This window comes from Desulfosarcina ovata subsp. ovata, assembly GCF_009689005.1.
GTDB lineage: Bacteria > Desulfobacterota > Desulfobacteria > Desulfobacterales > Desulfosarcinaceae > Desulfosarcina > Desulfosarcina ovata.
In genome coordinates this window covers 7,267,465-7,288,762 of the sequence record NZ_AP021879.1, presented here as the reverse complement: position 1 = coordinate 7,288,762, position 21,298 = coordinate 7,267,465, and the positions used below count along the sequence as shown (strand labels likewise).

The following is a 21,298-nucleotide window of genomic DNA, read 5'->3' as shown; positions in this document are numbered from 1 at the left end:
CTTTTGGGGGTTACGTCGTCTATGCTTATGTTGACCGTTTGACTGGGTTCTTCGTAAATGACGGGATTATTCAACAGTTCAATCGGATTATAGTCGAAATGTCGTGTGCCACGCTTTTTGAGACTGTCATCCCACGTTTCATGAGATCATTCGGATGACATCCGATATCGCCGCGTTAACCTATATCATATCGTTCATAATCGAGACGCGTTCAAATGAACAAATGATAAAGCTTACCGCGTGGATGACGTTTCGCCAACAACCGGAAAGAACCGACTTACAACAAGAAACCAGTATATCTATCCGCTACACGTCAGCAACGCAGAACCGCAACTCACCCCATGAGCCTCTGTTAACAACGACGATCTTGGTATTGATTGAACGAATTTCAAGTTTTTTTTCAACGAGTTTACCGGTGTAAATCAGGAAGTTTTTAGCGGAAGTGTAGGCGAGCAGGAGCCTGTAAGGGGTGTTGTCGAACAGCAGGTCCAAGCGCACCTGACCGGTGCATTGATCTCTGTCGAGACATTTCTGGCAGCGTTTTTCCGTATCACCGATGGGGTTGACGGCATCCAGAGATCGGCAGACAGGGCGTCGGTTCCGGTAGAGCGTTCGGGCGGCGCCGTAATCAAGGATCCGGCTGTCAAGCGCTGGGATCGGTTTTCTTTTGTTACCCAGATCGATGCCCTGAGGTCTGACGGTGATGTAGCGCGCCATCATACGCTGTACGATGTCACGCAGGATTTCGGCTTGCTGCGGGTTCATGGCATATCCCCTTTCATGTCAGTTCCCAGCGTTGGAGCATGTCGTCGAGAAACAAAGGATCGATGGGGCCGCCGGATTTGTTTTCGGCCAGGATTTTTTTGAACCTGGGGACAACCAGGCCCGGGATACCTCTGGCGCGTTCAAACAGGATATGCAGCCCCTGCTGACAGATGCGCTGCAGATTTTCGGCACCGAAGTGATGTTCGATAAAAGGGGGCAGTTCATCGAATGTCAGACCGGTCAACTCTTCGCGCACCACGATACGCCGCCACAAAGGGGCAATGGCCTGAACTCTGTCCCGCAGCAAAGGCATGCCGATTAAAAGGATGCGTACCGGGCAACTGCCGTCAAGGTCGCTTTCGGCCAGCGCCTTTGCCTCCAGCAGGGTTTCATCGGCCAGTTCGTGTGCTTCGTCGAACCATAACAGCAACTGGTGGGGGTGTTCGCCAAGGGCGGATATCAGGCCTTGGAGCGTTTCGCTGTGAGAGCGTCGGGTGGGCAGTCTCATCCAGGTTGCCAGCACGCGGATCAGGGCGGTTGCACTCAGGTGACGTGCGTGAGAAAAATAGAACACGCGATGCCGGCAGCGGTCTAGGACGGTGTTCAACTGCCGGCACAGCCATGTTTTACCGACACCGGTCTCGCCGGTTAACATCAGATAACGGTCGTTTTCGTTTCGAAAGGCGTTTTCAAGGTTTTCAAGCGCCCGTGCAAAATCGTCAAAGGCAAAGTAGGACGATGGGTTCATAGTGGTTCCTCCTGCGGGTCGGGTTTCTTTATCTGTGCCTTTACAAGCCTTTCCAGGTATTGCAGATAGGCTTTCAGGGCACGGTTGGGTCCAAGGGCGTCAGCGGTTTTGTCGATCGCCCGGCGAAACGGCTGTGCGGGCAACGGGCCGTTTTGTCGATAAAAGGCTTCGATGGCCGCGGCTTCTCGTTGGTCGATGGGAACGGGGCGCTGCAGCAGCCGGCTGAACTCACGAAACACTTCCGGCAAACCGAAGCCGGGCTGGGCATTGGGCCGGCAGCGACCCTGCCAGACATCCAGAAGTTTTTGCAGCTGGCCGGTGCCCCGTTTTTCCTCTGTCTTTTGAAAATCGAAGGGATGCTTTTTGGTGAAGGGTTCAAGCGGGATCTGGTGCGCGTCATCGATGATCAGCAAGGCTTGGTCTGTGTTTACCGGATCATAGCGAAAATGACATTTTTTTCCTGCAAAGCGGGCCGGCACACGGAAAAGGCCGTTGGGTAGATTCACCTGGCCGGTCTTCGGGTGGCTTTTGGCCTGGGCGGCAATTTGAAATGCCTGGGCAAGTTGGTCGGCACCGACGCGCCGTGTTGAGATGCGTCGGGCCAGGGCTTGTTCCGGGGTCATCTTGATTTCACGATGGTGGTGCCGGTTGTAGACCAAAGCGATCGTCGCCTGAAGCAGGGCCTCCAGATGATGGATATCGACCACCTCCTGGTTTGGCAGCTCTTTGACGAACCATTTTTTCAGGGATCGGTGATAAGCCTCGATTTTCCCCTGTGCCTCTGGGTTGCGGGATTTTACCCAGTTTCGATGAACCCCCAAAAAGGCAAGGCCGGTGCGGAAGACTTCGGAGTCATAAGCCGAGGCGCGATCGAACTGCATGCGAAGGGCAATCCCCCACTTGGACGCGGCCAGGCGAAAGACCCTGACGGCGGCTTGGATATTTTCAGCCTGTGCGATAATGGCGGCCAGAATGTAACGGCTAAAATCATCGAGAATCGACAGCACATGGACCCGGATCGTTTGGCTGTTGGTCAACATTACTGAAAACGGGCCTTTGGCGTCCAACTGCCAAATTTCGTGCGGCTGGTCGGTCTCGTACAGGTCCCGCAGTTTTTTGCCTGCTGTCTTTCGGCGTCGCAAAATGCCCATAAACGCCGGGTGTGCGTGAAGATCCCGGCTAAGGGTCGAGCGACTCATGGACAGCTCACCGAACTCCAATTCGAGGTAAATCATCAGCTGGGTCAAAGAACGTCCGGGCTCTTCGTACAAAAGCCCCAGGGCGTAGTTCACCTGTTCACAGCGGTCGGTGCGGGCCATCCCTTTGTCTTTTCTGACCTTGGGCATCAGCCCCAAAAAGCCTTTTTCGCGGTAGTCTTTCAGCCATCGGAACAGTGTGCTTCTGCCGATCGGCCTTTTTTGGGACGAACACGGCCATTGAACAGACTTCCGCGTACGATCGCTAAGAATGTGCCGTTTTTTTGCTTCGGTCAGTTTGTCATCCAAAAGTGGACTGATCATTTCGAACCGCCAGGCGGCGATCTCCCATGAATCGGACATGACAAGGGCTCCTTTGGAAGAATGTGGCCCCATGTTCGCATATTTTTAAAATTGATGTGTTCAGCCGCCGTGCAGCTAATGCCGGTTTTAAAGCCAAGGCCGAACGAATTGCCCCAACTGACGATGAGACAGTTGAGTTCAGCGAAGTTTGGCGGGTTTTCGGACGCGATCAGCGTACTGACAAATTCAAATTGTTTGCAGGCTTCAAGACGTTCCCGGCGCCCCTGGCTGCGGTAACGATCCGGGTTGATCCAAACCGGTTGACCATGCAATGAACACATCTGTGGGTAACGGATTTCCAACTCCGCCTGGATCCGGGTGGCCGGTATTGAAAAGGCCGTTTCCCCCATCGGCCTGCCCAGCCACCAGGCACCCAACCCTTCTGTCCATGCGTGAAGTGTCGCGTGCTCAGGGGTGTGATCACCGTAAAGATGATCCCATACCACTTGGCGCAATGCCATGTCTCCTCGGTTGTATAGGCTTACCGAGAGCTCAATCACCGAAAGTGAGTAAAGTTTGTAGGGAAGAATATCCGCCGGGAGCAACCGGAACCGGCTTTTACATATGGGACATCTGACCAGAACAATCTGGGCCATATCCTTGACCACCGTATCGATCCCCTCGTGATCCTTTTCAAGCTTGTACAAAGTGCGACAAACGGTAGAGTTGGTCAATTCAAGCGATGGCAGTGGCTGCTGGCAAGCGCAATCAACAGAACATTTTGGACAGATCGTCTCTGCCAGATAATCGGCAAGAAGTCCTTGCGAATAAAGGCAAATGTAGGTAGCATTGGTAATTGCTATGGTGATCGGGATGGGTGCCTCCATCTTGGTTGCCGAAGGGGGCAGGCCAATGCCCCCTTCATCCTTATCGACGAATTCTGTAGCCCGCCTCCTAATCGGTTTGTAACTCCCTGTATAATACCCTTTTTCTACGGGTGAACAAATGAACTGGTGCTTCAGTGAAAAATGCTGAGCACCGGATTTTGTTTTTGATAACTCTCTGAATGAAAATTGAAGGGGGCGGACATGCGATTGCCAAGGTATGTGATGGGAGGTTCGGAGTGAGTGAGGTGAGGAGGACTGAGCCGTGATTATTTGTTCTATATTTTTTTCTACAATTGAAAATGAGTCAGTGGGTTAGTGGGCTTTGAGTCTCTGAGTCCGTGAGATGCGAGTCTCTGAGTTCGTGAGCTACGACAGTCGAAAGATCCTTTAGAAAGGGCCTTGTGAACTTCATCCATGGGAATTGATATCGGTTCTCCGCCCCTGGGAATATCTGGGTTGATACAACATCCGTCAGCGCTGAAGTTGCCATGATTCAAATCATCGGCCTTTTGCTTTAAATGGTCGATCAATTCCCGACCTTCTTTCTGGGTCTGATCATGCAATGTGCGATGTGGCGTACCGCCTTCTATTTGGTGCCGTATGAAGTTGAGCCATTTTGATGTTTTCCGAAAGGATCCTTCCGTATTACCCATTATCATGGCCCGTTCCTTAAAGCCCGTGGTCAAATAAAACTGATTCGGTCCTAATGGGGCAAATATAGACTGACTACTGTCAAACCGAACGCCATTTTTATCAAATGCGAAGTGGGTTTCAAACGCAAAACGCCCCACGGCGCCATCCACCAGATATGGGCGTTCATTTACCCCAATTTGATTAGCCCCACTGAAAATCAGGACTTTTTTTTAGACACCTTTTCCATGTGTCGTGCTATGGCGTCTCTTATTGCAGGGTATGCCGTATTTAAAACTGCTATTTCGCAGTCGTCTATATTTTCACCGGCATCAGCGTTTATGGTGTATTGATAACATCCATCTTCCAGTTCAATGGGCTTATCGTCCGCTTCCTCATCACATTCAACCAAGTTAACCATAACTTCGATTTTGTATTTGCTCATTGGTAGCCTCCGTCTCGAAATTTGAGATAGTAATCTACCAAAACATCGCATATATCTTTATATCTGTCCAGTTAATTCTGACATATTTTCAACGAGTTATTTTTGTTTAGAGCCCTTTGCACCATATATAGGCTTGGCATTGTAACCTTTGGGGTCCACCGCCGTCCGCACAGCTCGATATTTTTCAGCGGTAAAGGAGGAAAATCTTGATAGATGCGCCGTTTCTGCCTCATATTTATACCCGACCGCTTGCTTCAAGCCGACATGGTTTTTGATATGCTCTGCAAATGGACCTCTGAACGGGTAGTTTCTCATGAGCCCACCTCCGGAGTATGCAGACAGCATTCTTTAAGCTTATTGATGCCCACCTTCAAATAGACTGCTGTAGCGTCCGTGTCCGTATGACCCAGAATATCCGAGATGACAGCAAGCGGTGTGTCATGCTCAAGCATTCTTGAAGCTGCCGTATGACGAAGAGAGTGCATACCACGGTGCTTCTTCAAAGTAGGCAGATGTGCAATCCGCATATAATCACGGATTATCTGATACAGATGATCATTTTCCGAAAAGGGAAGAAATGGCGCCACGTGCCTTACAAAAAGAACAGGCAAATCCACTTTTGGCCTGCCGTATTTCAGATAATCAATGACAGCCCATCCAACTTCGGAAGGAATCGGCAGGGTTACTGTTTCCCTCTTAAGCGTCATTCTACGGTTGGATTTTACAATATCCCTCAACACGCGACGCGCGGAGCGCGGCTTCTGGCTGCCTTGATGATGCGTTGATTCATATTTTCCGTTCTTACAACATGGCGATCAGCGGAAGATAAAGATGAAGTGGAAAGTTGAAGTATTTTATCCAGATTTGACATCTTTTGGGACGGTAACCCTTTTTCTTTTCTCCGCGCTTCTTCTTTATCGAGTTGTGCAAAAGCAAGAGGAAGACGATCAATGGATCCGCAAACGGCACTGACATAATCGGGTTGGTTCAGATTGTACACCAGCGCTGCCTCAGCCGGTAATCGTTCAAAATCATGTGTGAGGTTTTTCCGCCCACTCCTGCGTCGTTCGCCATGTTTTATGGTGCCGAAAAAATTTTCTATAATTTCGTTTGTACGACTCACAAGTCGCATTCGAGAAGGGGCGTTCTCCGGTAACGTAATAACGTGGCCCCAAAGGTGTTCGCCATGAACATCGATATGTTTCAAGATGATATCAATGGCATCACGCATATCTTGGGCCGGGCCTCTTTTGGGACGACGTTCTTTGAGCGATGCCGTCCAATCGTAAAATCGTTTCCGCATCAAATCAATGTCTGCCACTGTTTCATTTTCGGGCAGTTTTTTCGCGGTCCGCAGTTGATCCCGCAATTCATCGAATAGCTCAGCACGGCGTTGAAGACGCTTGATGATGTGACGAAAAGGAACTTCACATGCAACTTTGGTCAAAATCCGGCCAAGCCGTTTGAGTGCACCCGTTACTTTTCGATCATCGGATGGGATACGAAGAAACGCATCAATCGCTTTTGATCCGATCATGCAGCGGTTAAAAAAATCGAAATAGGGTCGGTCAAATGGAAAATCCAGCCCGGAGGCGTCGGCATGATAGTCGATCACCCATTGGCTTAGCGCACGGACAACCGCTATCCCATTTTTTCCCGGCGGCAATTGATATGTATGGTCTTCCATCTCTTGCCATGCAATAACCGTTTGCCGAGCATCATCGATCTGTAAACCAATCTTTCCGCCGAACTCGCGAATCAGGCGCTTAATGTCGGCCTGAACCTTGGTTCTGCGAAAAAGGTCGCGAAGGGCACAATGGTCAGAATTTAAAAGATCTTTGCCGATATCCGCCAGAAAATGCTGATGGCAGGCCAAAACAGGGATCTCCAATCCCAATTCGGAAACCAAATCGTTCAGCGCCGGTGTGACCGCTCGCCCTAAATCTCGCATCCCCGCACAAGGCGGGCCGAATCTTTCAACGGTGTCGCGCAGACATGGCAAAATAAGTTCAGCTTTCTCAGTGGCTATCTTCCATGCGCCAAGCACCCATTTTCGCCAACCGGCCATCACAACAAAAAGCGTGCCTCGGCCGTTTTCTCCGCTTGCATCGATGTGCATCGGCCATCCACCGTCATTTTCCAATATTTTTCTTATGCGGTCGGCTTTTGCATAATGAAGCCGTAGAAAATATTGTGAAAACCGCATGGCCAAGTCACTGACTTCACCAGCTGAGATACGAATGCCATAGTCGTCATTGAGCGCTGCCATGATCTCTTCTCGCTGCCGATGTTCAAGCAACCGCTGGCGTCCGACAAAAACCATCAAATCATAGCCGGCATTGCAGTTTGGCATAATAGTTTGCGACACGGATAAAGATCTTTGGGTCACCAAGGTGCCGACGGGATGATGGCATCGGCCGGCACAAACATACACTGTTTCACATACTTCGAATACTCCATGTCGAAGGGTCCTGCCTTCATGGCGGTATGTTTTCTGAACTTTCATTGGGCCATGACAGATTTCACAGCGTCCACGCTCCTCTTTGGCCGAAACAACAACATCGGTCAGTCCGAAAGCCTGTTTACAACAACGGTCATTCAAACGACGCGCCTCATCTCTCAAATCGCTCAGGACGTTTAAGGGAGGCTTGCCGTTTTTTTTTCTGTCGGGATCCCGTGTCGAGTAAAAATCTGTTTGACTTGCTCGACTGTAACCGACATCCCTCGTACGTCCAGGCGCTCAGCAACCAACGTTGGAGACACCCTGATCTTTACGGTTTTAAACGCTTCAATCAGCACGGCGATGGTTAATTCTGCTGATGGTGGTTCAACAACCGGTGCTGTCTTTTGCAAAAGAAAACGGCGCGTATTTAACTGCAGTTGTGCTTTTTCAGGATTTGCATCTGTATATAGAAAGAAACGTTCCAGCCGACGGCGACCGATCTGATTGTTTTTAACCAGCCCATGCAGTGCATTATGCAACGTGTTGGGAATTCTTATTTTCAACAAATTCAGCATTTCTTTGGGCATCATGCCGGCATCTGAAGAATGGACGATTTTGATGATGGTGTTTTTCAGCGTGCCATATTGTGAAAAACCAATCCCCTTATGAAACCACAATCCCCACTCATCAAAAATCGGTACATCCTGAAGCGTATAATAACGACCGGCATCCGTAAAACTCGTTAAATATCCCATGCGTTTGAGTCTTCGAAAAACACTCATTCGCGACGTCGTTTGAAGTAAATGATATAACTGGCCAATATCTGCGATATACTTCTTGTTGAAAAAGTTCCGAAGTACTGTCTTGGATTCTTCAAATGAGAGCATATGGCCTCATGATACAATTATTTGTATGAGTTTGAATTCATTCAAATAATCGTATCAATTCGACCCTCCTATGTCAACCCTCAGGTTTAATAATATCAAATGGTTACAAATTTTAGTGCCGCCATAATAATCGAACAGTGATACAATTATGAATGGATGTAGTGATATATTTAAATACATTTCGGTGGGTTAGTGAATCCAACTGTATTCTGACGCTGTAGGTTTCCCTTGTTTTTGATTGGATAAATGTCAGTTTCTTCGTTCCCCAGTCGAAACAACCAAAAGTGAGGTTTTTGATATCAGTGACTCTAAGACCCAACACGCAGGCAAGGAGGATAATGGCATAGTCCCGTTTTCCCTTTGGATTTCCTCGATCAATGGCGCCTATCAGTGCATCCAACTCTTCTTTCGTCCAAACGGATGGGATGCGTGTCTGTTTACGAGCCTGAATCATTGGTGTTTTAGAAGCCAGATCCGTTTGTAGGATGTTCTGTTCCTGCAAATACCTTAAAAAAGAACGTATGGAGCAGATGTTTTGTTCCACAGTCTTATAGGTGTAACCGGCCAGTGTTCGTATATACCCGTTGATAACAGGAAGCTCGACATCGTGACAATCACGGATTCCCTGGGAAACAAGATAATCCATGAAACGCTCCGATTGCTTCACGTAATGATTTACGGTTACTTTGGAATAATCCTTGTGCTCACAGTATCTTTTAAAATCCTTGATGACACCTATGTAATAGGAATCTGTAAGCAGTTTCCTATGTTTATAGTACCGTCTAAGAACAGTGTGGTGGAGTTGGAAGTCTCCAATCATACGGATGATGCGGAGTTCTTGCGTATCCTTCTGGGATAGGGTTTTATCAAAATCCTTTTCAAGGATCTGGTAGTGGTGTTCGACATAGTCGATTCCAAGTTGCTCGGAATAGAAAATCTCATCCCGCCCTTCAGCGAACTGAATAATTTTCTTCCAACGGTTGCGGTAAAACTTCATGGAGCCTTCGGTGTAACCGAGCCGAAGTAGCTCCTGCTCCAAATCCTGTAAAAGCTCTTCCAATGGTTTCTTTTGCATAAAAAGTATCTCCTTATAATGATTTTTTGAGCTTTTGCTCAGTCTCATTGGCGGAGATTATGCTTATTAAATCAAAAAGAAACCCTTGAATTAAGACGAATTTTATGGCTTACTTTGCATAATTACTTTCTTTGCATAAGGCGGGTTATGCAAAGCTTTGCATAAACCACCTTGCGGAGTCCCCGTTTCGGGGTGGATCACCATTCCATCCGTGTCTAAAATGCCAGCTTTGAGCCATTTTTGGATTAAGTTTATAAACGCCGCATCATCGATTCTTTCCCGGAGCATCCGTAATAGCCATTTCCAGTCCATATGGTCGAAAAAGCCTTTGATATCGGCCTCTACGATATATCCATATTTTCCGAACTGGAGATTAAAGCGCAGGTCTTCGATTGCCTCTTTTGCGCTCCGACTCATCCGATATCCGTAGCTATTGTCTAAAAAGTCAGCCTCGAAGATGGCCGTCAGTAGCTTGGCACAGGCCAATTGAACCAACCGATCTTCAAGGGCCGGAATGCCTAGGGGTCTTTGTTTGCCATTTTCCTTGGGGATGTAACATCGCCGTACCAGTTTGGCACGGTAGCGTTTGGTCTTCAGTCGCTCCGCCAGTGCCTGAATGTTGGCCTCAAGGTTTTCCTCGTAAGCCTGCGCCGTCACTTCGTCCACTCCGCTGGCGGCATCCTTGTTCAGATCCTTCCAGCAGAAGTGCAGAAATGGGGCATCCAGGCACCGGTAAAGGTCCTGAAAACGATGTTTCCCATCCGCTTTTGCCTTAATTGCTATTCCCCGCAGGGAGGTTGGCTCGTATTGCTCCAGCCCGACCTTGTCCGGTACGAGTTTCCTTTGCGGGCTACGTACTTCCGTCAGGTCCTTCCCCATGCCTGCACCACCCAAACTGTGCGAAGGCGTGTAGTGGGCTTTCCCCACCTCTGAGTAGTATGCCTGATAAGACACCCCATCGGCGTGTAGAAGATTGCCGATATCCCGACTTTCCTCCCACCAGATGTTGGAACTAAGCATTTCAAAACTATAATGAACCATGCTTCCTTTCCTGGAACCTTTGGGGCTTCCCGAGTGCTAAGGCAAAAATAGTGTAACGCTTCCCGTTCTGTTTATTCAGGCCCCGTTTAAAAAATATCCCAAATATATTAATGCGTTAGTGATCATTGGCTGCCTTTAGGACGTTGCAAAATAATGTAACTTTTTCATCGTATTTCAGGCCTTGAAGCATCTTATGCCGCTGCGCGTTAGCGGTTAATAGAGAAACGATGCAATAACAATCGACTTTACGAGAGTTAAAAAAAGTTACGATGTGGGATTTAGATTAACAGGTCTTGGGAGAAAGCTGATTCGCCGCAGAGTGAGGGAAGAGATTGTTTTTTGGAGCCTACATGGGATGAAGATTGGCGAGAAAGTCGACCGCCAGATTTAAATCGACGAAGCTATGGCCCAGTTCTTTGGCCTTGTCGCGGCAATCCGTGCAAATTTCCTTGAATTTTCTCATATCGCCCCTGGTGGCCACATAAATCTGTTCGATGGCTTCAGATTCAAAATCCTTGTATTCCAGGATGAAATCCTCGACTACGATGGGATACAGAATCAAGGTTTTCAATCGGCTGAGGATATCCGGATGCTGGCTGGTCAAATATGTCCTCACCTTTGGCAGTCCGGCCAAAACGATGGGCACGTGCGCGTCCATGATTCGTTTCAGGTAGGGCCAAACCCTTTTTTCGATGTCATTGGCCTCGTCGATGATGATGTAATAATCGGTCAGATTGCGGATCAGCTTCAAATGATGGGGCGTGCGCCGATAAGTGGCCACCGCCTCGTAGTTCAACCCTTGAAGGATGGAGGCCAACATTTCATGCACATTGAAAAGCGACTCCACCCATACGCCTTGAAGTTTTTTGGGTTTGAGCAGTTCGAGGAAACGAGTTTTTCCGACACCATATTCGCCCTCGATCAATACGCTCTGTCCCCGGTAGATCCGGTTGTATACCGCGGATAGATAGGAGACCCGGCGCTTATCGTTTATAAAACTTTGTTTTCGCTGCATGAGGCATACGGGGCCAAAGGGTTGTTTGACAATTGTCTTTCGCAATCCAAAATGAACGCATTGAAAAGCGCCTTGCCGGTGATGGTTTCAGGCTGGCGTAGTTTGATCGCGTAAGCGATATATCGTTTCCGGTGTTGCCGATAGATTGTTTGGGCGGCATCGAGGGTCAAACCCCGAAGATGGATGTCAATCAGTCGTGGCCTGTCCACCGCCATCTTTTTCTCCTGCAGAAAAGCGCTGATCAATTCAACCGCGTTGGGTTCGGTGCCTGCCTTTTTGACCGGCTTTTCGTAAGGTTCCCGGCGCAGCGCTTCACCCAGCAGGATACCGTTTTCCTTATGCTCGAAGATAAACAGCTTGTCGCCAAGATCGGAGATATACACCTTGGTGCTCTTGTGGCGGCTGAAGTGTTGCGCGCCAACGGCCACATAGTAGGTCTGCTTTTTGAAAGTAATGATGCCTTTCGCCCCCACGGTGGCGTTGATCTTGTCATAGCCGTATTTGACGAAATGGCGTACGTCATCCGCACTGAACGTTATCCACTCGTATTGGGCAAGACCGTCGTCAAACTTCTCCTTGGGCACCCAGGCCGATGTTTTACCGTTCACAGAATAATAGTGCTTTTGCTCATTGTGCTGCCGGCGATAGGCTTCGAGTAAACCACTCTGGCGCAGCGTTGCAAGATCGATGTCGAGATAGGTGATGGTAATTTTTCCTTTTTTGCCCTTTTTGTAGATATAGCCCGGTTCTGTCTTAACGATGCGGTCTTCAAAGTGCTTGATGATCCGCATTTCAAAATGATGGATGCTGCGATGGGATGATTCCAGATGTGCTTTGTCCTTGGGCGCATGGATGCGTGAGAAGTTTGGTTGCAGATAAAATCCGCCTGGCAATGAAAATTTGATGTTCAGTTCGTTGATGGGGCGTTTCAGGTTGACAAAACCCTTTGCATTGTCCGGTCTCAGCCGTATCTTTTTTTGCGGAAAGGGGGTGCTCACCAAAAATTTCTCGAACAGGTCCACCGAATTTAGACTGCTTTCGGAAAAATAGGCGTCAAGCACAAGCATGTTGCGCGATCCGGTGTCAAAAAACTCGATCACCTGGGGCTTGGCCCAAACGCCGTCGTCCGATCGAATCTTGAAATAGCGAAACCTGCATCCGTCCATTTGAATCAAATCGAAGACCGGTTCGTCCTTAAAGCAGACGCTGGGATCGTTCTTTTCCTCGAAGTCTGGTTTTTCCAAATAGACCTTGAGGTTGGCTTGCCTGGCAAAACGCCTTAAAGCGCTAAGTGAGATGCTACGTTCGAACTCTTGTTCGAGCCAGGCGTGGTAATTTTTGATGGTTCGTCCATGGCGGGTGATAAATACAAAACGATCGTCCGATGGATCGCTGGAAGCCTTGACCATCTCGATGAAGCGGTTTTGGATTTTTTCGGTCAAGACCCGGCGCCGGCCGCTGCACTTTCTGCCTTCCATGATGCCTTGGCCGGCAAGCAGCAGCGGTTTGGGAATGACGCCGGTCTTACGGTATTGATCCATGTAATATTTTTTGGCCCTGCGTTTGGCGCTGCCGGTTTTGTCCATGATCTTTTTGTGCAGCAAGATCAGGAAACGGTCGTCCATGGGCAGTTGTTCAAAGTCTTTGTCTTTCATGACGAATGATTTTCTCTTTCATCACTTTCAGCCAGAATAAGGCCGCTTGTCTGGATGTCGTTTGCCAATCATCGTTTTGCGCCGACCGAATCTGTTCCAGCATGGCCATCACGGCCGTTTTATAGTCTGCGCTGATGATATCGACCACAGACGCATTCTTTTTTTTGACATGCTTGGCCTTTAGGGTTTGATGGGCGTACTTTCTAATATTCTTAGCCGTGAGCGCCATGCCGGATGCGATAAATGCACGCCAGATCTTGCGTTGATCCTCTTTTGTAAAACGCGTTAGAATCCTGGCCTGGTATTCATTCTCCGGAAGGATGCCGTCGCCAATTGGAGACAAATTGTCGATGACATTGGCGGCCTTAATCAGACGATATGCCTGGGATCGGGCCATATCCCACCGGTCCTTGACATAGCCTTCAAACGAATCGAACAGCAAATCTCGAAACAATTGATCGTCTCGAATCTGCTTTAATGCCTTACCGGTTTGGTGAAAATGGTGTTGATTGGCAGCGATGATCTCCTCCAATTGGGTGAGTCGGTTGTTGGCCATCTGTTCACCCGATGCTCATCCGTTTCCCGATATCGCCAAGCAGTTGATTCAATTCCAACCGTTGGTCCGTTAAAGGATCCGGTCTGTTTGGTACAAGGGTTTGCAAATATTTGACACTGTCAACGAATCCAAGGCCTTTCACGGTCATGACCAAATCAATCGGGTTGAAGTTTTTCTCGCAAAGAAAGCACCTGGCGAGATTGGTCTTGGGGTTGGTCGCGGTTTGAAATTCATTGCATAGCGGGCATAGAAAACGAAAAATGCCTTCGATCACTTTAGATGGGATATGAAGCTGTTCTTTGATCAGCCAGTCAACCGGGATCCGATTGCGCAGTTGAAACAGTTCTCCCCCTGTAAACCGTCGTCTCATGATATTGGCCTCCTTATCTGCGTAAAAAATCCTGAAAAAGATTTCATCCATAACACTACAGCGCAAGATAGCTGTAGACAATTAAATCAAAAGCATGTATGCTTCCAATTAACAGGGCGATCAATCGAAGCTACGGCGTTGCACATTGTTCGTTCGTCGGCTTGAAAGCGGTTCTTTCCGCTGCCGTGGAGTCGCGTTTTACCGTTAACAACACCATTGCCGCTATGCAAATAGCTCAAAAACAAAATGATATTTTGCCGCCGGTTCCGCCTACGTTCAACACCGATGCAATAGCCGGAACCATAAAGGATTTTGGCCCGGCCAAAGTTGTACCCGTCAGTGGTTCGGACTGGGAACCATTGTGGGATCGATGGGTCCGTCAGCACCACTATTTAGGATATCGGCGGCTTCTGGGACATCGGCTCAAGTACTTGGCTTTTTTAAAAGACCGTCCTGTCGCTGGTTTGTCGTGGAGCGCGCCGGCATTGAAACTGTCCGCAAGAGATCGTTTTATCGGTTGGTCTCCGGAGCAACGAAAACAGCATCTGCACCAACTGGCAGCCAACAGCCGTTTTTTGATCCTGCCCTGGGTTCAGTTACATAATCTGGCATCGCATGTTTTGGCCCTCAATATCGCGCGGTTGCCTGCGGATTGGCTACGCCATTTCAGTCATCGACTCCTGCTTCTGGAAACGTTTGTCGACAACCGCTACTTTGCAGGCACCTGCTATAAAGCCGCCAACTGGCAGCACATTGGGCCTACGCAGGGCAGTACCAAACAAGGCAAAGGATATCGCTATCATGGCAACCCAAAGGAGGTTTACCTTTATGTTTTAGACCCGAACTTCAGACAAATTATCGATTGCCGACAACAGCCCGCCCTTTCGTGTGATCGCCCTTCCACCCAAACCAAAGTGGAGGCGTTGGTCATGCTTTTAGAACATTGTCGATGGCATCCGCAACTTACTGCCGATTTGAATCTCGATCCCTTTGATCTCGAAACGATTGCAAAAGAGCTCGTCGATTTTCATCAATGCTTTCATGATGCTTACGGACGCTCCGAACATCACCGTCTGGGATTAGCCTATTTTTCCGGACTCATGAGCAATGCCGAAGCCAAATCCGTGGAACCGATCGCGCTTGAATTTCTCGATCAAAAATCTGTCCGCTCCCTGCAGATGTTCATGAAGAACGGTCGTTGGGACCATGACACCATGCTGCGAGTTCATCAGGAAATGTTGGCGCCGTTGATCGCCGCCCCCGATGGAATGATTACCGTCGATCCCAGCGATTTTCCCAAAAAAGGCAAAGAATCGGTCGGTGTGGCTCGGCAGTATTGTGGTCCGTTGGGAAAAACAGAGAACTGCCAATCCGGTGTCTTTATTGGCTACTCAAGCGATAAGGGATATGGCCTGCTCAATTGCCAGTTGTATATGCCGGAAAGCTGGTTTTCTCCCGAGCAGGAAAAGCGACGCCGGTTCAACATGGTCCCCGAAGATCTCGTTTTTGAAACCAAGCAGCAGATTGCCTTAAGACTAATCAATGAGATTGTCGCAGCGAAATACTACCCTGCAAAGTGGGTCGGCGCCGATGCCGCCTTTGGCAGTGACATAGAATTTTTAAACGCCTTGCCCAAGGATCTGCTTTACTTTGCCGCAATCAAGTCCAATACCCAGGTTTTCACAAAAAAGCCAAAAGTGGGCATCCCGCCATATAAAGGGCATGGCCGTCATCCCACCAAAGAGAAAGTATTACCAGGTCAACCCAAGCCGAGAACCGTATCCGAAATCGCTAAGTCCGGTCGCCTGTCCTGGAAGACGGTCGTTGTTGCCGAGGGTGCCAAGGGACCCATCATCGCCAAGGTGGCTCGCATTCGCGTTTATATGTCTCGCGACGGATTGCCGGCAGGTGATCAACAATGGCTTTTCTTTCGACAAAACGACGATGGTAAAATCAGATACGCCATTTCCAATGCTCCCAAAAAAATTTCTCGTTCCGAAATGGTGAAAGCTTCTACTATGCGCTGGCCAATTGAACAGTGCTTTCAGGAAGGCAAAAGTCAGGTTGGCATGGATTGCTACGAACACCGTTCCTGGACCGCCTGGCATCGGCACATGACCTTCGTATTCTTGGCCTTGCACTTTATGCTGCGGATGAGATTGCGCTTTAAAAAAAACTCCGTTGTTGACGGTTCCCTTGGTTCGCAAAATACTATCTGTAGTACTTCCTCTCAGGTCGCTGAGTTCCGAGGGGATGTATGAAATTGTTCAATATCACCTGCGCCGTAATTTGATTTCGTATACGTCACACAGGAAAAAACGGATCATGTTGGCCAACTCTCATAACATCAATGTTTCGCTGTAGTGATAACCACGGCGTGGAAAATGGCTCACAATTTCACCCGGCCGACCGCAAAAATGGCAGCGGCATCGAAAACCGAGGCGAAAAGGTACCGAAATTTCGATCTGTGGTGGCAACATAACCCGTTTAAAAGGGCTTGTTGAAGTATGATCATCCATGTTTTTTCTACGTGGATCGATTTCACGATGCCGACGACGGTTTTCGGCAAGACGGTGGGCTTTTTTACCTTTATCGGTTTTACGGTAGCGTCGCTGCGCTTTTCGACGGGACTGGAGACGACCGGCGATGCGGCATGCATCGCAACAATAAGCATGCCCACGAAAGCAGCACCGGCACACACAAAAAACGGTGTTGCACCAACGACAGGATATTTGGATCAGCTTTACCATCCGGCCTTGAAAGTGGCCGGAGTTTAAAGTAATTTACTTAATGAACATCCGGCCTTGATACGGAGTTCACCCTGAAAGCCCGGAAGTGATGGTTCCGGGCTTTCTCCTCATTTTCTTGGACCATGACAATACCCACTTTACAACCTACAAAAACTTTTTGGTAAAAACGATTGCCGGCGGGAGCTATTGCGGCGGGGTAGCGTGGTAGGTTTATTGATTTTTGGGGCGGGGTCTCGCTGCGGGATAGTAGAACCAACCGTTACACTTTTGCCGCATAGGCGGGGTAGGCCGTTACACTATTTTTGCCTTAGCATTGTCTATACCTTTTTATTTATCAATTATACGATAGGAGAAGAATAAAATCCGTTTGCTCAATTATAATCCTTTGTATCAAACTGAATGCCATGTTTACAAAATAAGCGAGCTTATCAAAATTGATTCCTGATTAACATTTTATTGTCTAATGCTTCAAATCTTTACCACCTTCCCCTGTTCTCGATAAATTGTTACTGGCGAACGTTCAGGATATGCTGCAAGCCGGGTTCAATAGTAGGGCTATGCCTTTTGGAAACAGCTTGCAATAAATCCTCGATTTAGCGATTAAGAACCAAGACCAGGCTTGTCAGCATCATCCTGTTGGTTGTGTGCCGGGCACGGCACACATCTTAAAAGTGAGCCAAGCATATCAGTCGGTTGGATCGCTTGGCAAGTCTTAGACCCAGCCCGATGGAGGCGAAGGGTGTAGCGACATGGCAACTGGGTATCCGGCAACGGTGCCTGGGGAGGAAGCCGCCCTGCTGCGGCAGGGCCGTCGCGAAGGTACGGGGTGACGAACAGAAATCGAGTCAGGCGCGCATCTGTGGGACCAGCCTGCAACACAAGGTTAAGTCCTCTATCCATCTCAGGCAGTGCTCGTATACTCGGCGCTTACGTACCGAAAGATGTGTGTTTACCCCGGGAGGCCCGCTGCATCTCGGGACTTGTCGTGTGAAATTGCCGGTAGGGGGGATTCCGGCCACCAAAACCCCCGGCATCGTCGGAAGACCGGCTCCTGACCGGCGATGAGCCAAACTCCGCTATGGAGAGGGACACGAAACCAAAGGATCCGGCGGCGGCAGATGATCCGAGTGAGCAAACCGCAAGGTGCGCCCACCGTGCAGCGGGAGTCAGCAGAGGGCATAATGTAACCGGAGGAAACGAGATGCGCGAGCTACCCGCGGGTCAAGCGTAACAGGAGGCTCACCCCGGTGAAAGGCCCGAACGGTGCCCGGCCCGAATGGTACGGGTAAATGAAAATGACCATTAGGAGACGTGTACTTATGAACATAAAGCCACAGCAGATGGAAATGTTTGTAGCGTCGCGGCTTGCCGAAAGTCTGGGAGGCAGAGAGCAGTTGTTGGAGTTGATTCTCGAACGACGTAATGTGCTCAGAGCAATGAACCAGGTCGTTGCCAATAAAGGCGCCCCGGGTGTGGACGGCATGAAAACCAACCACTTGAAAGGGTACCTGAAAAGGCACTGGCCGAAGATCAAGCAGGACCTGCTAAATGGGGATTATCGTCCCTTACCGGTCAGAAGGAAGGAGATCGACAAACCGGATGGCGGTGTCCGCCTGCTTGGTATCCCCACGGTATTGGACCGCCTTATCCAACAGACGATAGCTCAGGTATTGGAGCAGATCTGGGACCCGACCTTTTCTGAGTACAGCTACGGATTCAGACCAGGACGATCAGCCCATGACGCTGTCCTACAAGCCAAAGGCTATCTGCTGGACGGGTACACCCACGTGGTTGACATGGATTTGTCCAAGTTTTTTGACCGAGTTAACCACGACCGGCTTTTAAGCCGGCTGGCCACCAGGGTCCGGGACAAACGGGTCTTGAAATTGATCCGCCGGTACCTTACGGCCGGAACGATGATCGGGGGGCTTGTCAGTCCCAGCATAGAAGGAACGCCCCAGGGTGGTCCTCTGTCGCCGTTGCTCTCCAACATCGTACTCGATGAACTGGATAAGGAATTGGAGAAGCGGGGTCACCAATTCGTCAGGTATGCTGACGACTTCAGGATCTACTGCAAAAGCCGGAAAGCCGCCGAGCGTGTGAACAAGAGCATCACGAAGTTCATCACCGCGAAGCTCAAGCTCAAGGTGAACGAGGAGAAAAGCGCAGTGAGCCGACCATGGCTCCGCAAATTCCTGGGATTTACCTTTATCAGTATGTGTGGACAGACCAAGATCCGGATCCACCGGAAAACAATTTCACGTTTCAAGGAGCGAGTCCGGGAACTGACGAACCGTAATCAAGGGAGAAGTCTGAGCCAGATTATCAAAGATCTGAATCAGTACCTGATTGGCTGGTGGAACTATTATCGCCTGACAGAAGCCAGGCACCTGTTCAAGTCACTCAATGGCTGGATCATCCGCCGGCTGCGGTGCGTTGTCTGGAAACAATGGAAAAACCCCAGGACCAAGGTCCGAAACCTCAAAAAGCTTGGCATTGCGCATAAGGACGCCATGCTTTGCGGTAACGCCCGCAAAAAGTACTGGCGCATGAGCAAGGTCAAGTGGGTGATATTTGCTCTACCAAACCGTTACTTCTTCGAACGAGGACTATTCCTGCCTGCTCAATAACCTTCCTGATCAGCCGAACCGCCTTGGTACGCGATCCGTATGCCGGGTGGTGTGGGAGGGGGTGGCCGCGAGGCTACTCCCTATCCCGATGGACGATGCGTCAAACGGGAATCCAGTATATGGATTTTTCTGAAAGCCCAAATCTTCCAAAACAAGCTCTTTCTGATGCCATGCCTGCCAGTTTCACACAATGTTGATCCATGTGTGAGGAAAAATCGTTTAAACGCGGGTGAACTTGTATAAATGCAGCCGGCTTTCCCATGTTTTTGGCGCAACGATGCCATATGCGATCTGCATCGGTTGAAGAAGTGGACGTTGATTGTGTCATGCGGCCAGTCTCCAGGGCTCGGTATGGCCGCCGCGGTAGACAAAAACGGTTCGAAGGATCTCCCCGCAATGCGGACAACGGGTTTCAGAAAGATCCGGGAACATTTGGCGCAGCAACTCAATGGTCGTCGGTCGCTCAATTCCGGGGATATACGCCTTTTGGCCCAGACACGCTCGTGCCAGATTCAGTTTTTCCAACTGGGTTGGATGGAAAAGACCGTAGGATCTGACCAGATGCGTTCCTTTCTCCGGAACATGATCCAACAGACGACGGATAAACGTCTGTGCATCCAACTTAAATGTCAGTTGATCATGCTTTTCCGGATGCGCATAGGCGATGGTTACCGTATCCCCATCATAACCCACAATCCGCTTTTCAGAGATCGGCCCCCGGCGGATGTACCGCCCGACGTATTTGAAAACGCCGTTGGCATGTTCGTAAGCCGGCTTGATTTCAGCGTGCCAGCTAACCCGTCCCAGCTTGTTGAGCAGGTTCAAGCATTGCTGAACGCTCTTGCCCGGTGGAGGGGTCAGCACTTGATCCGACGGCTTCCGTCGACCCGTTTTGGTCAAAGGGTTGAAGCCTTCTTTAAGATAATCGAGAAACTTGCCCCTGAACTTGGATGCCAACGCCGGCGTATACACCAACATGTCTTTCTTCGCGCTTACCCACCGACCATCATCGTTCAATCCCCCGGCGGTGATGATCAGATGCAGGTGACAATGCTTGTTAAGGTGATCGTCCCAGCTTTGGAATACGGCGATGACGCCGGGAAGCCCGCCCAACCATCGCAAGTCAGCAAGCATCTCACGTAATGAATGCCATGCGCTTTGCATCATAAGGCCGGTGAACAACCGGCGATTTACCGCCCAGATGGGGTGGAGGTCATGGCTGATGGTAATCACACCATGAAAGTAGGGGCAATCAAGCGCCTGGGACCGTCTGCGCTCAAGCCACAATTGGGTCTCGGTCGAGCCGCACTGGGGACAAGACCGGTTCTTGCACGAATTGGGCAGGATCACCCGATAGTCGCCGTTCGGGCATTCATCGACATGAAACCCCTTTTCAGGAGTTTGGCAGGTCATGATGTCCCAGGCCGCCCGCCACTGCCGGCCATCTAAAATGCGGCCTTTCCGGTATTCCTCGAAATGATCGTTGAATATCTGCTGAACAATCCCGGCTTTCATTTTATTTCCATGTCTGTCTTTACTTCCGCCTTACATTCCCTGATGATTTCCAGGGCACGTTTTTCACCATACTGGGCAACAATTTCATCCCACAATTCAGAGTTTTTCACCTCTTTCTGGAAGTCCCTGGTAAACGTCTCCTGAAACTTATCAGAAAAGGATGCTTCGGATGTTCTTCTCAACTTCTTAAGTCGCTTTCCTTTGCCCATCCTTTCAATCTACTTCCTGCTGCTTGGCAGCATTCGTCCAACGTATAGAGTTTTATCCGTCGTCCCGCCAACCATTGAAACGACGTACCCCCAACAGATAACGGTGCTGAATCAATGTCGAAGGTCTTTTAGCGCGATGCGGGATGATGGATAAAACTGGTTGGACTAAGACAATTTG

The 21,298-nt window shown here is 49.4% G+C and carries 21 protein-coding genes; 3 read left to right on the top strand and 18 right to left on the bottom strand.

The genetic code is table 11. The features are described from left to right. Window positions 1–306 precede the first annotated feature (306 nt). From GN112_RS31940 to GN112_RS31870, 15 genes are all read right to left on the bottom strand, one after another. Window positions 307–765, bottom strand: a complete 459-nt coding sequence (locus GN112_RS31940; protein WP_155309045.1) for a hypothetical protein — start codon at window positions 763–765, stop codon at window positions 307–309. A gap of 13 nt (window positions 766–778) precedes the next feature. After that, entirely contained in the window at window positions 779–1,513 is a 735-nt protein-coding gene (locus GN112_RS31935) for an AAA family ATPase (RefSeq protein ID WP_155309044.1), read from the bottom strand. Next, a complete protein-coding gene (locus GN112_RS31930; RefSeq protein WP_162458774.1) occupies window positions 1,510–3,072 on the bottom strand; it encodes a DDE-type integrase/transposase/recombinase in 1,563 nt (520 codons plus the stop codon). The genes GN112_RS31935 and GN112_RS31930 overlap by 4 nt, the downstream gene beginning before the upstream one ends. Then, window positions 3,030–3,899, bottom strand: a complete 870-nt coding sequence (locus GN112_RS31925) for a hypothetical protein (protein ID WP_155309042.1) — start codon at window positions 3,897–3,899, stop codon at window positions 3,030–3,032. Before GN112_RS31925 ends, GN112_RS31930 begins: the two co-directional genes overlap by 43 nt. Before the next feature lie 850 nt (window positions 3,900–4,749). Further along, a complete protein-coding gene (locus tag GN112_RS31920) occupies window positions 4,750–4,974 on the bottom strand; it encodes a hypothetical protein (protein ID WP_155309687.1) in 225 nt (74 codons plus the stop codon). A gap of 96 nt (window positions 4,975–5,070) precedes the next feature. Then, window positions 5,071–5,289 (bottom strand): hypothetical protein, encoded by a 219-nt coding sequence (locus GN112_RS34135; protein ID WP_197743448.1) that lies wholly within the window; start codon window positions 5,287–5,289, stop codon window positions 5,071–5,073. Then, window positions 5,286–5,711: a tyrosine-type recombinase/integrase gene (locus tag GN112_RS31910; RefSeq protein ID WP_231717190.1), complete on the bottom strand. Its 426-nt coding sequence runs from the start codon at window positions 5,709–5,711 to the stop codon at window positions 5,286–5,288. The genes GN112_RS34135 and GN112_RS31910 overlap by 4 nt, the downstream gene beginning before the upstream one ends. Next, the gene (locus GN112_RS31905; RefSeq protein ID WP_155309028.1) at window positions 5,708–7,576 is read right to left on the bottom strand and encodes a hypothetical protein; all 1,869 of its coding nucleotides are present in this window, start codon (window positions 7,574–7,576) and stop codon (window positions 5,708–5,710) included. Before GN112_RS31905 ends, GN112_RS31910 begins: the two co-directional genes overlap by 4 nt. 35 nt (window positions 7,577–7,611) lie before the next feature. Beyond that, a complete protein-coding gene (locus GN112_RS31900) occupies window positions 7,612–8,304 on the bottom strand; it encodes a hypothetical protein (RefSeq protein ID WP_155312427.1) in 693 nt (230 codons plus the stop codon). A gap of 112 nt (window positions 8,305–8,416) precedes the next feature. Continuing rightward, window positions 8,417–9,379 carry a tyrosine-type recombinase/integrase gene (locus GN112_RS31895; RefSeq protein ID WP_155313823.1) on the bottom strand — a complete coding sequence of 321 codons (963 nt, stop codon included), beginning with the start codon at window positions 9,377–9,379 and terminating at the stop codon, window positions 8,417–8,419. A 102-nt stretch (window positions 9,380–9,481) separates the two neighbouring features. Next, window positions 9,482–10,420, bottom strand: a complete 939-nt coding sequence (locus GN112_RS31890; protein ID WP_197743447.1) for a reverse transcriptase domain-containing protein — start codon at window positions 10,418–10,420, stop codon at window positions 9,482–9,484. A gap of 346 nt (window positions 10,421–10,766) precedes the next feature. After that, the gene (locus GN112_RS31885; RefSeq protein ID WP_155309036.1) at window positions 10,767–11,435 is read right to left on the bottom strand and encodes an AAA family ATPase; all 669 of its coding nucleotides are present in this window, start codon (window positions 11,433–11,435) and stop codon (window positions 10,767–10,769) included. After that, a complete protein-coding gene (locus tag GN112_RS31880; RefSeq protein WP_155309035.1) occupies window positions 11,411–13,090 on the bottom strand; it encodes an integrase in 1,680 nt (559 codons plus the stop codon). Before GN112_RS31880 ends, GN112_RS31885 begins: the two co-directional genes overlap by 25 nt. Next, window positions 13,071–13,646, bottom strand: coding sequence for a plasmid partition family protein (locus tag GN112_RS31875; RefSeq protein WP_155309688.1), 576 nt, complete (start codon window positions 13,644–13,646; stop codon window positions 13,071–13,073). The genes GN112_RS31880 and GN112_RS31875 overlap by 20 nt, the downstream gene beginning before the upstream one ends. A gap of 4 nt (window positions 13,647–13,650) precedes the next feature. Beyond that, complete coding sequence (locus tag GN112_RS31870) at window positions 13,651–14,016, bottom strand: hypothetical protein (RefSeq protein WP_197743251.1); 366 nt, start codon at window positions 14,014–14,016, stop codon at window positions 13,651–13,653. A 98-nt stretch (window positions 14,017–14,114) separates the two neighbouring features. Between GN112_RS31870 and GN112_RS31865 the strand changes: the two genes are divergently transcribed. The 3 genes from GN112_RS31865 to ltrA all read left to right on the top strand — a co-directional run bounded on the left by GN112_RS31865 (window position 14,115) and on the right by ltrA (window position 19,396). Beyond that, a complete protein-coding gene (locus GN112_RS31865; RefSeq protein ID WP_155309980.1) occupies window positions 14,115–16,277 on the top strand; it encodes an IS701 family transposase in 2,163 nt (720 codons plus the stop codon). 285 nt (window positions 16,278–16,562) lie between these two features. Beyond that, window positions 16,563–16,793, top strand: coding sequence for a hypothetical protein (locus tag GN112_RS31860; protein ID WP_155309029.1), 231 nt, complete (start codon window positions 16,563–16,565; stop codon window positions 16,791–16,793). Window positions 16,794–18,085: 1,292 nt separating this feature from the next. After that, entirely contained in the window at window positions 18,086–19,396 is a 1,311-nt protein-coding gene (gene ltrA, locus GN112_RS31855; protein ID WP_231716902.1) for a group II intron reverse transcriptase/maturase, read from the top strand. A 100-nt stretch (window positions 19,397–19,496) separates the two neighbouring features. On the opposite strand, the gene GN112_RS31850 is transcribed toward ltrA, so the two are convergent. From GN112_RS31850 to GN112_RS31840, 3 genes are read right to left on the bottom strand one after another with little or no spacing between them, the layout of a single operon-like run. Then, entirely contained in the window at window positions 19,497–19,724 is a 228-nt protein-coding gene (locus GN112_RS31850; RefSeq protein ID WP_155311985.1) for a hypothetical protein, read from the bottom strand. Then, a complete protein-coding gene (locus GN112_RS31845; RefSeq protein ID WP_155311984.1) occupies window positions 19,721–20,911 on the bottom strand; it encodes an IS91 family transposase in 1,191 nt (396 codons plus the stop codon). The genes GN112_RS31850 and GN112_RS31845 overlap by 4 nt, the downstream gene beginning before the upstream one ends. Beyond that, window positions 20,908–21,120 (bottom strand): hypothetical protein, encoded by a 213-nt coding sequence (locus GN112_RS31840; protein ID WP_155313822.1) that lies wholly within the window; start codon window positions 21,118–21,120, stop codon window positions 20,908–20,910. The genes GN112_RS31845 and GN112_RS31840 overlap by 4 nt, the downstream gene beginning before the upstream one ends. Window positions 21,121–21,298 lie beyond the last annotated feature (178 nt).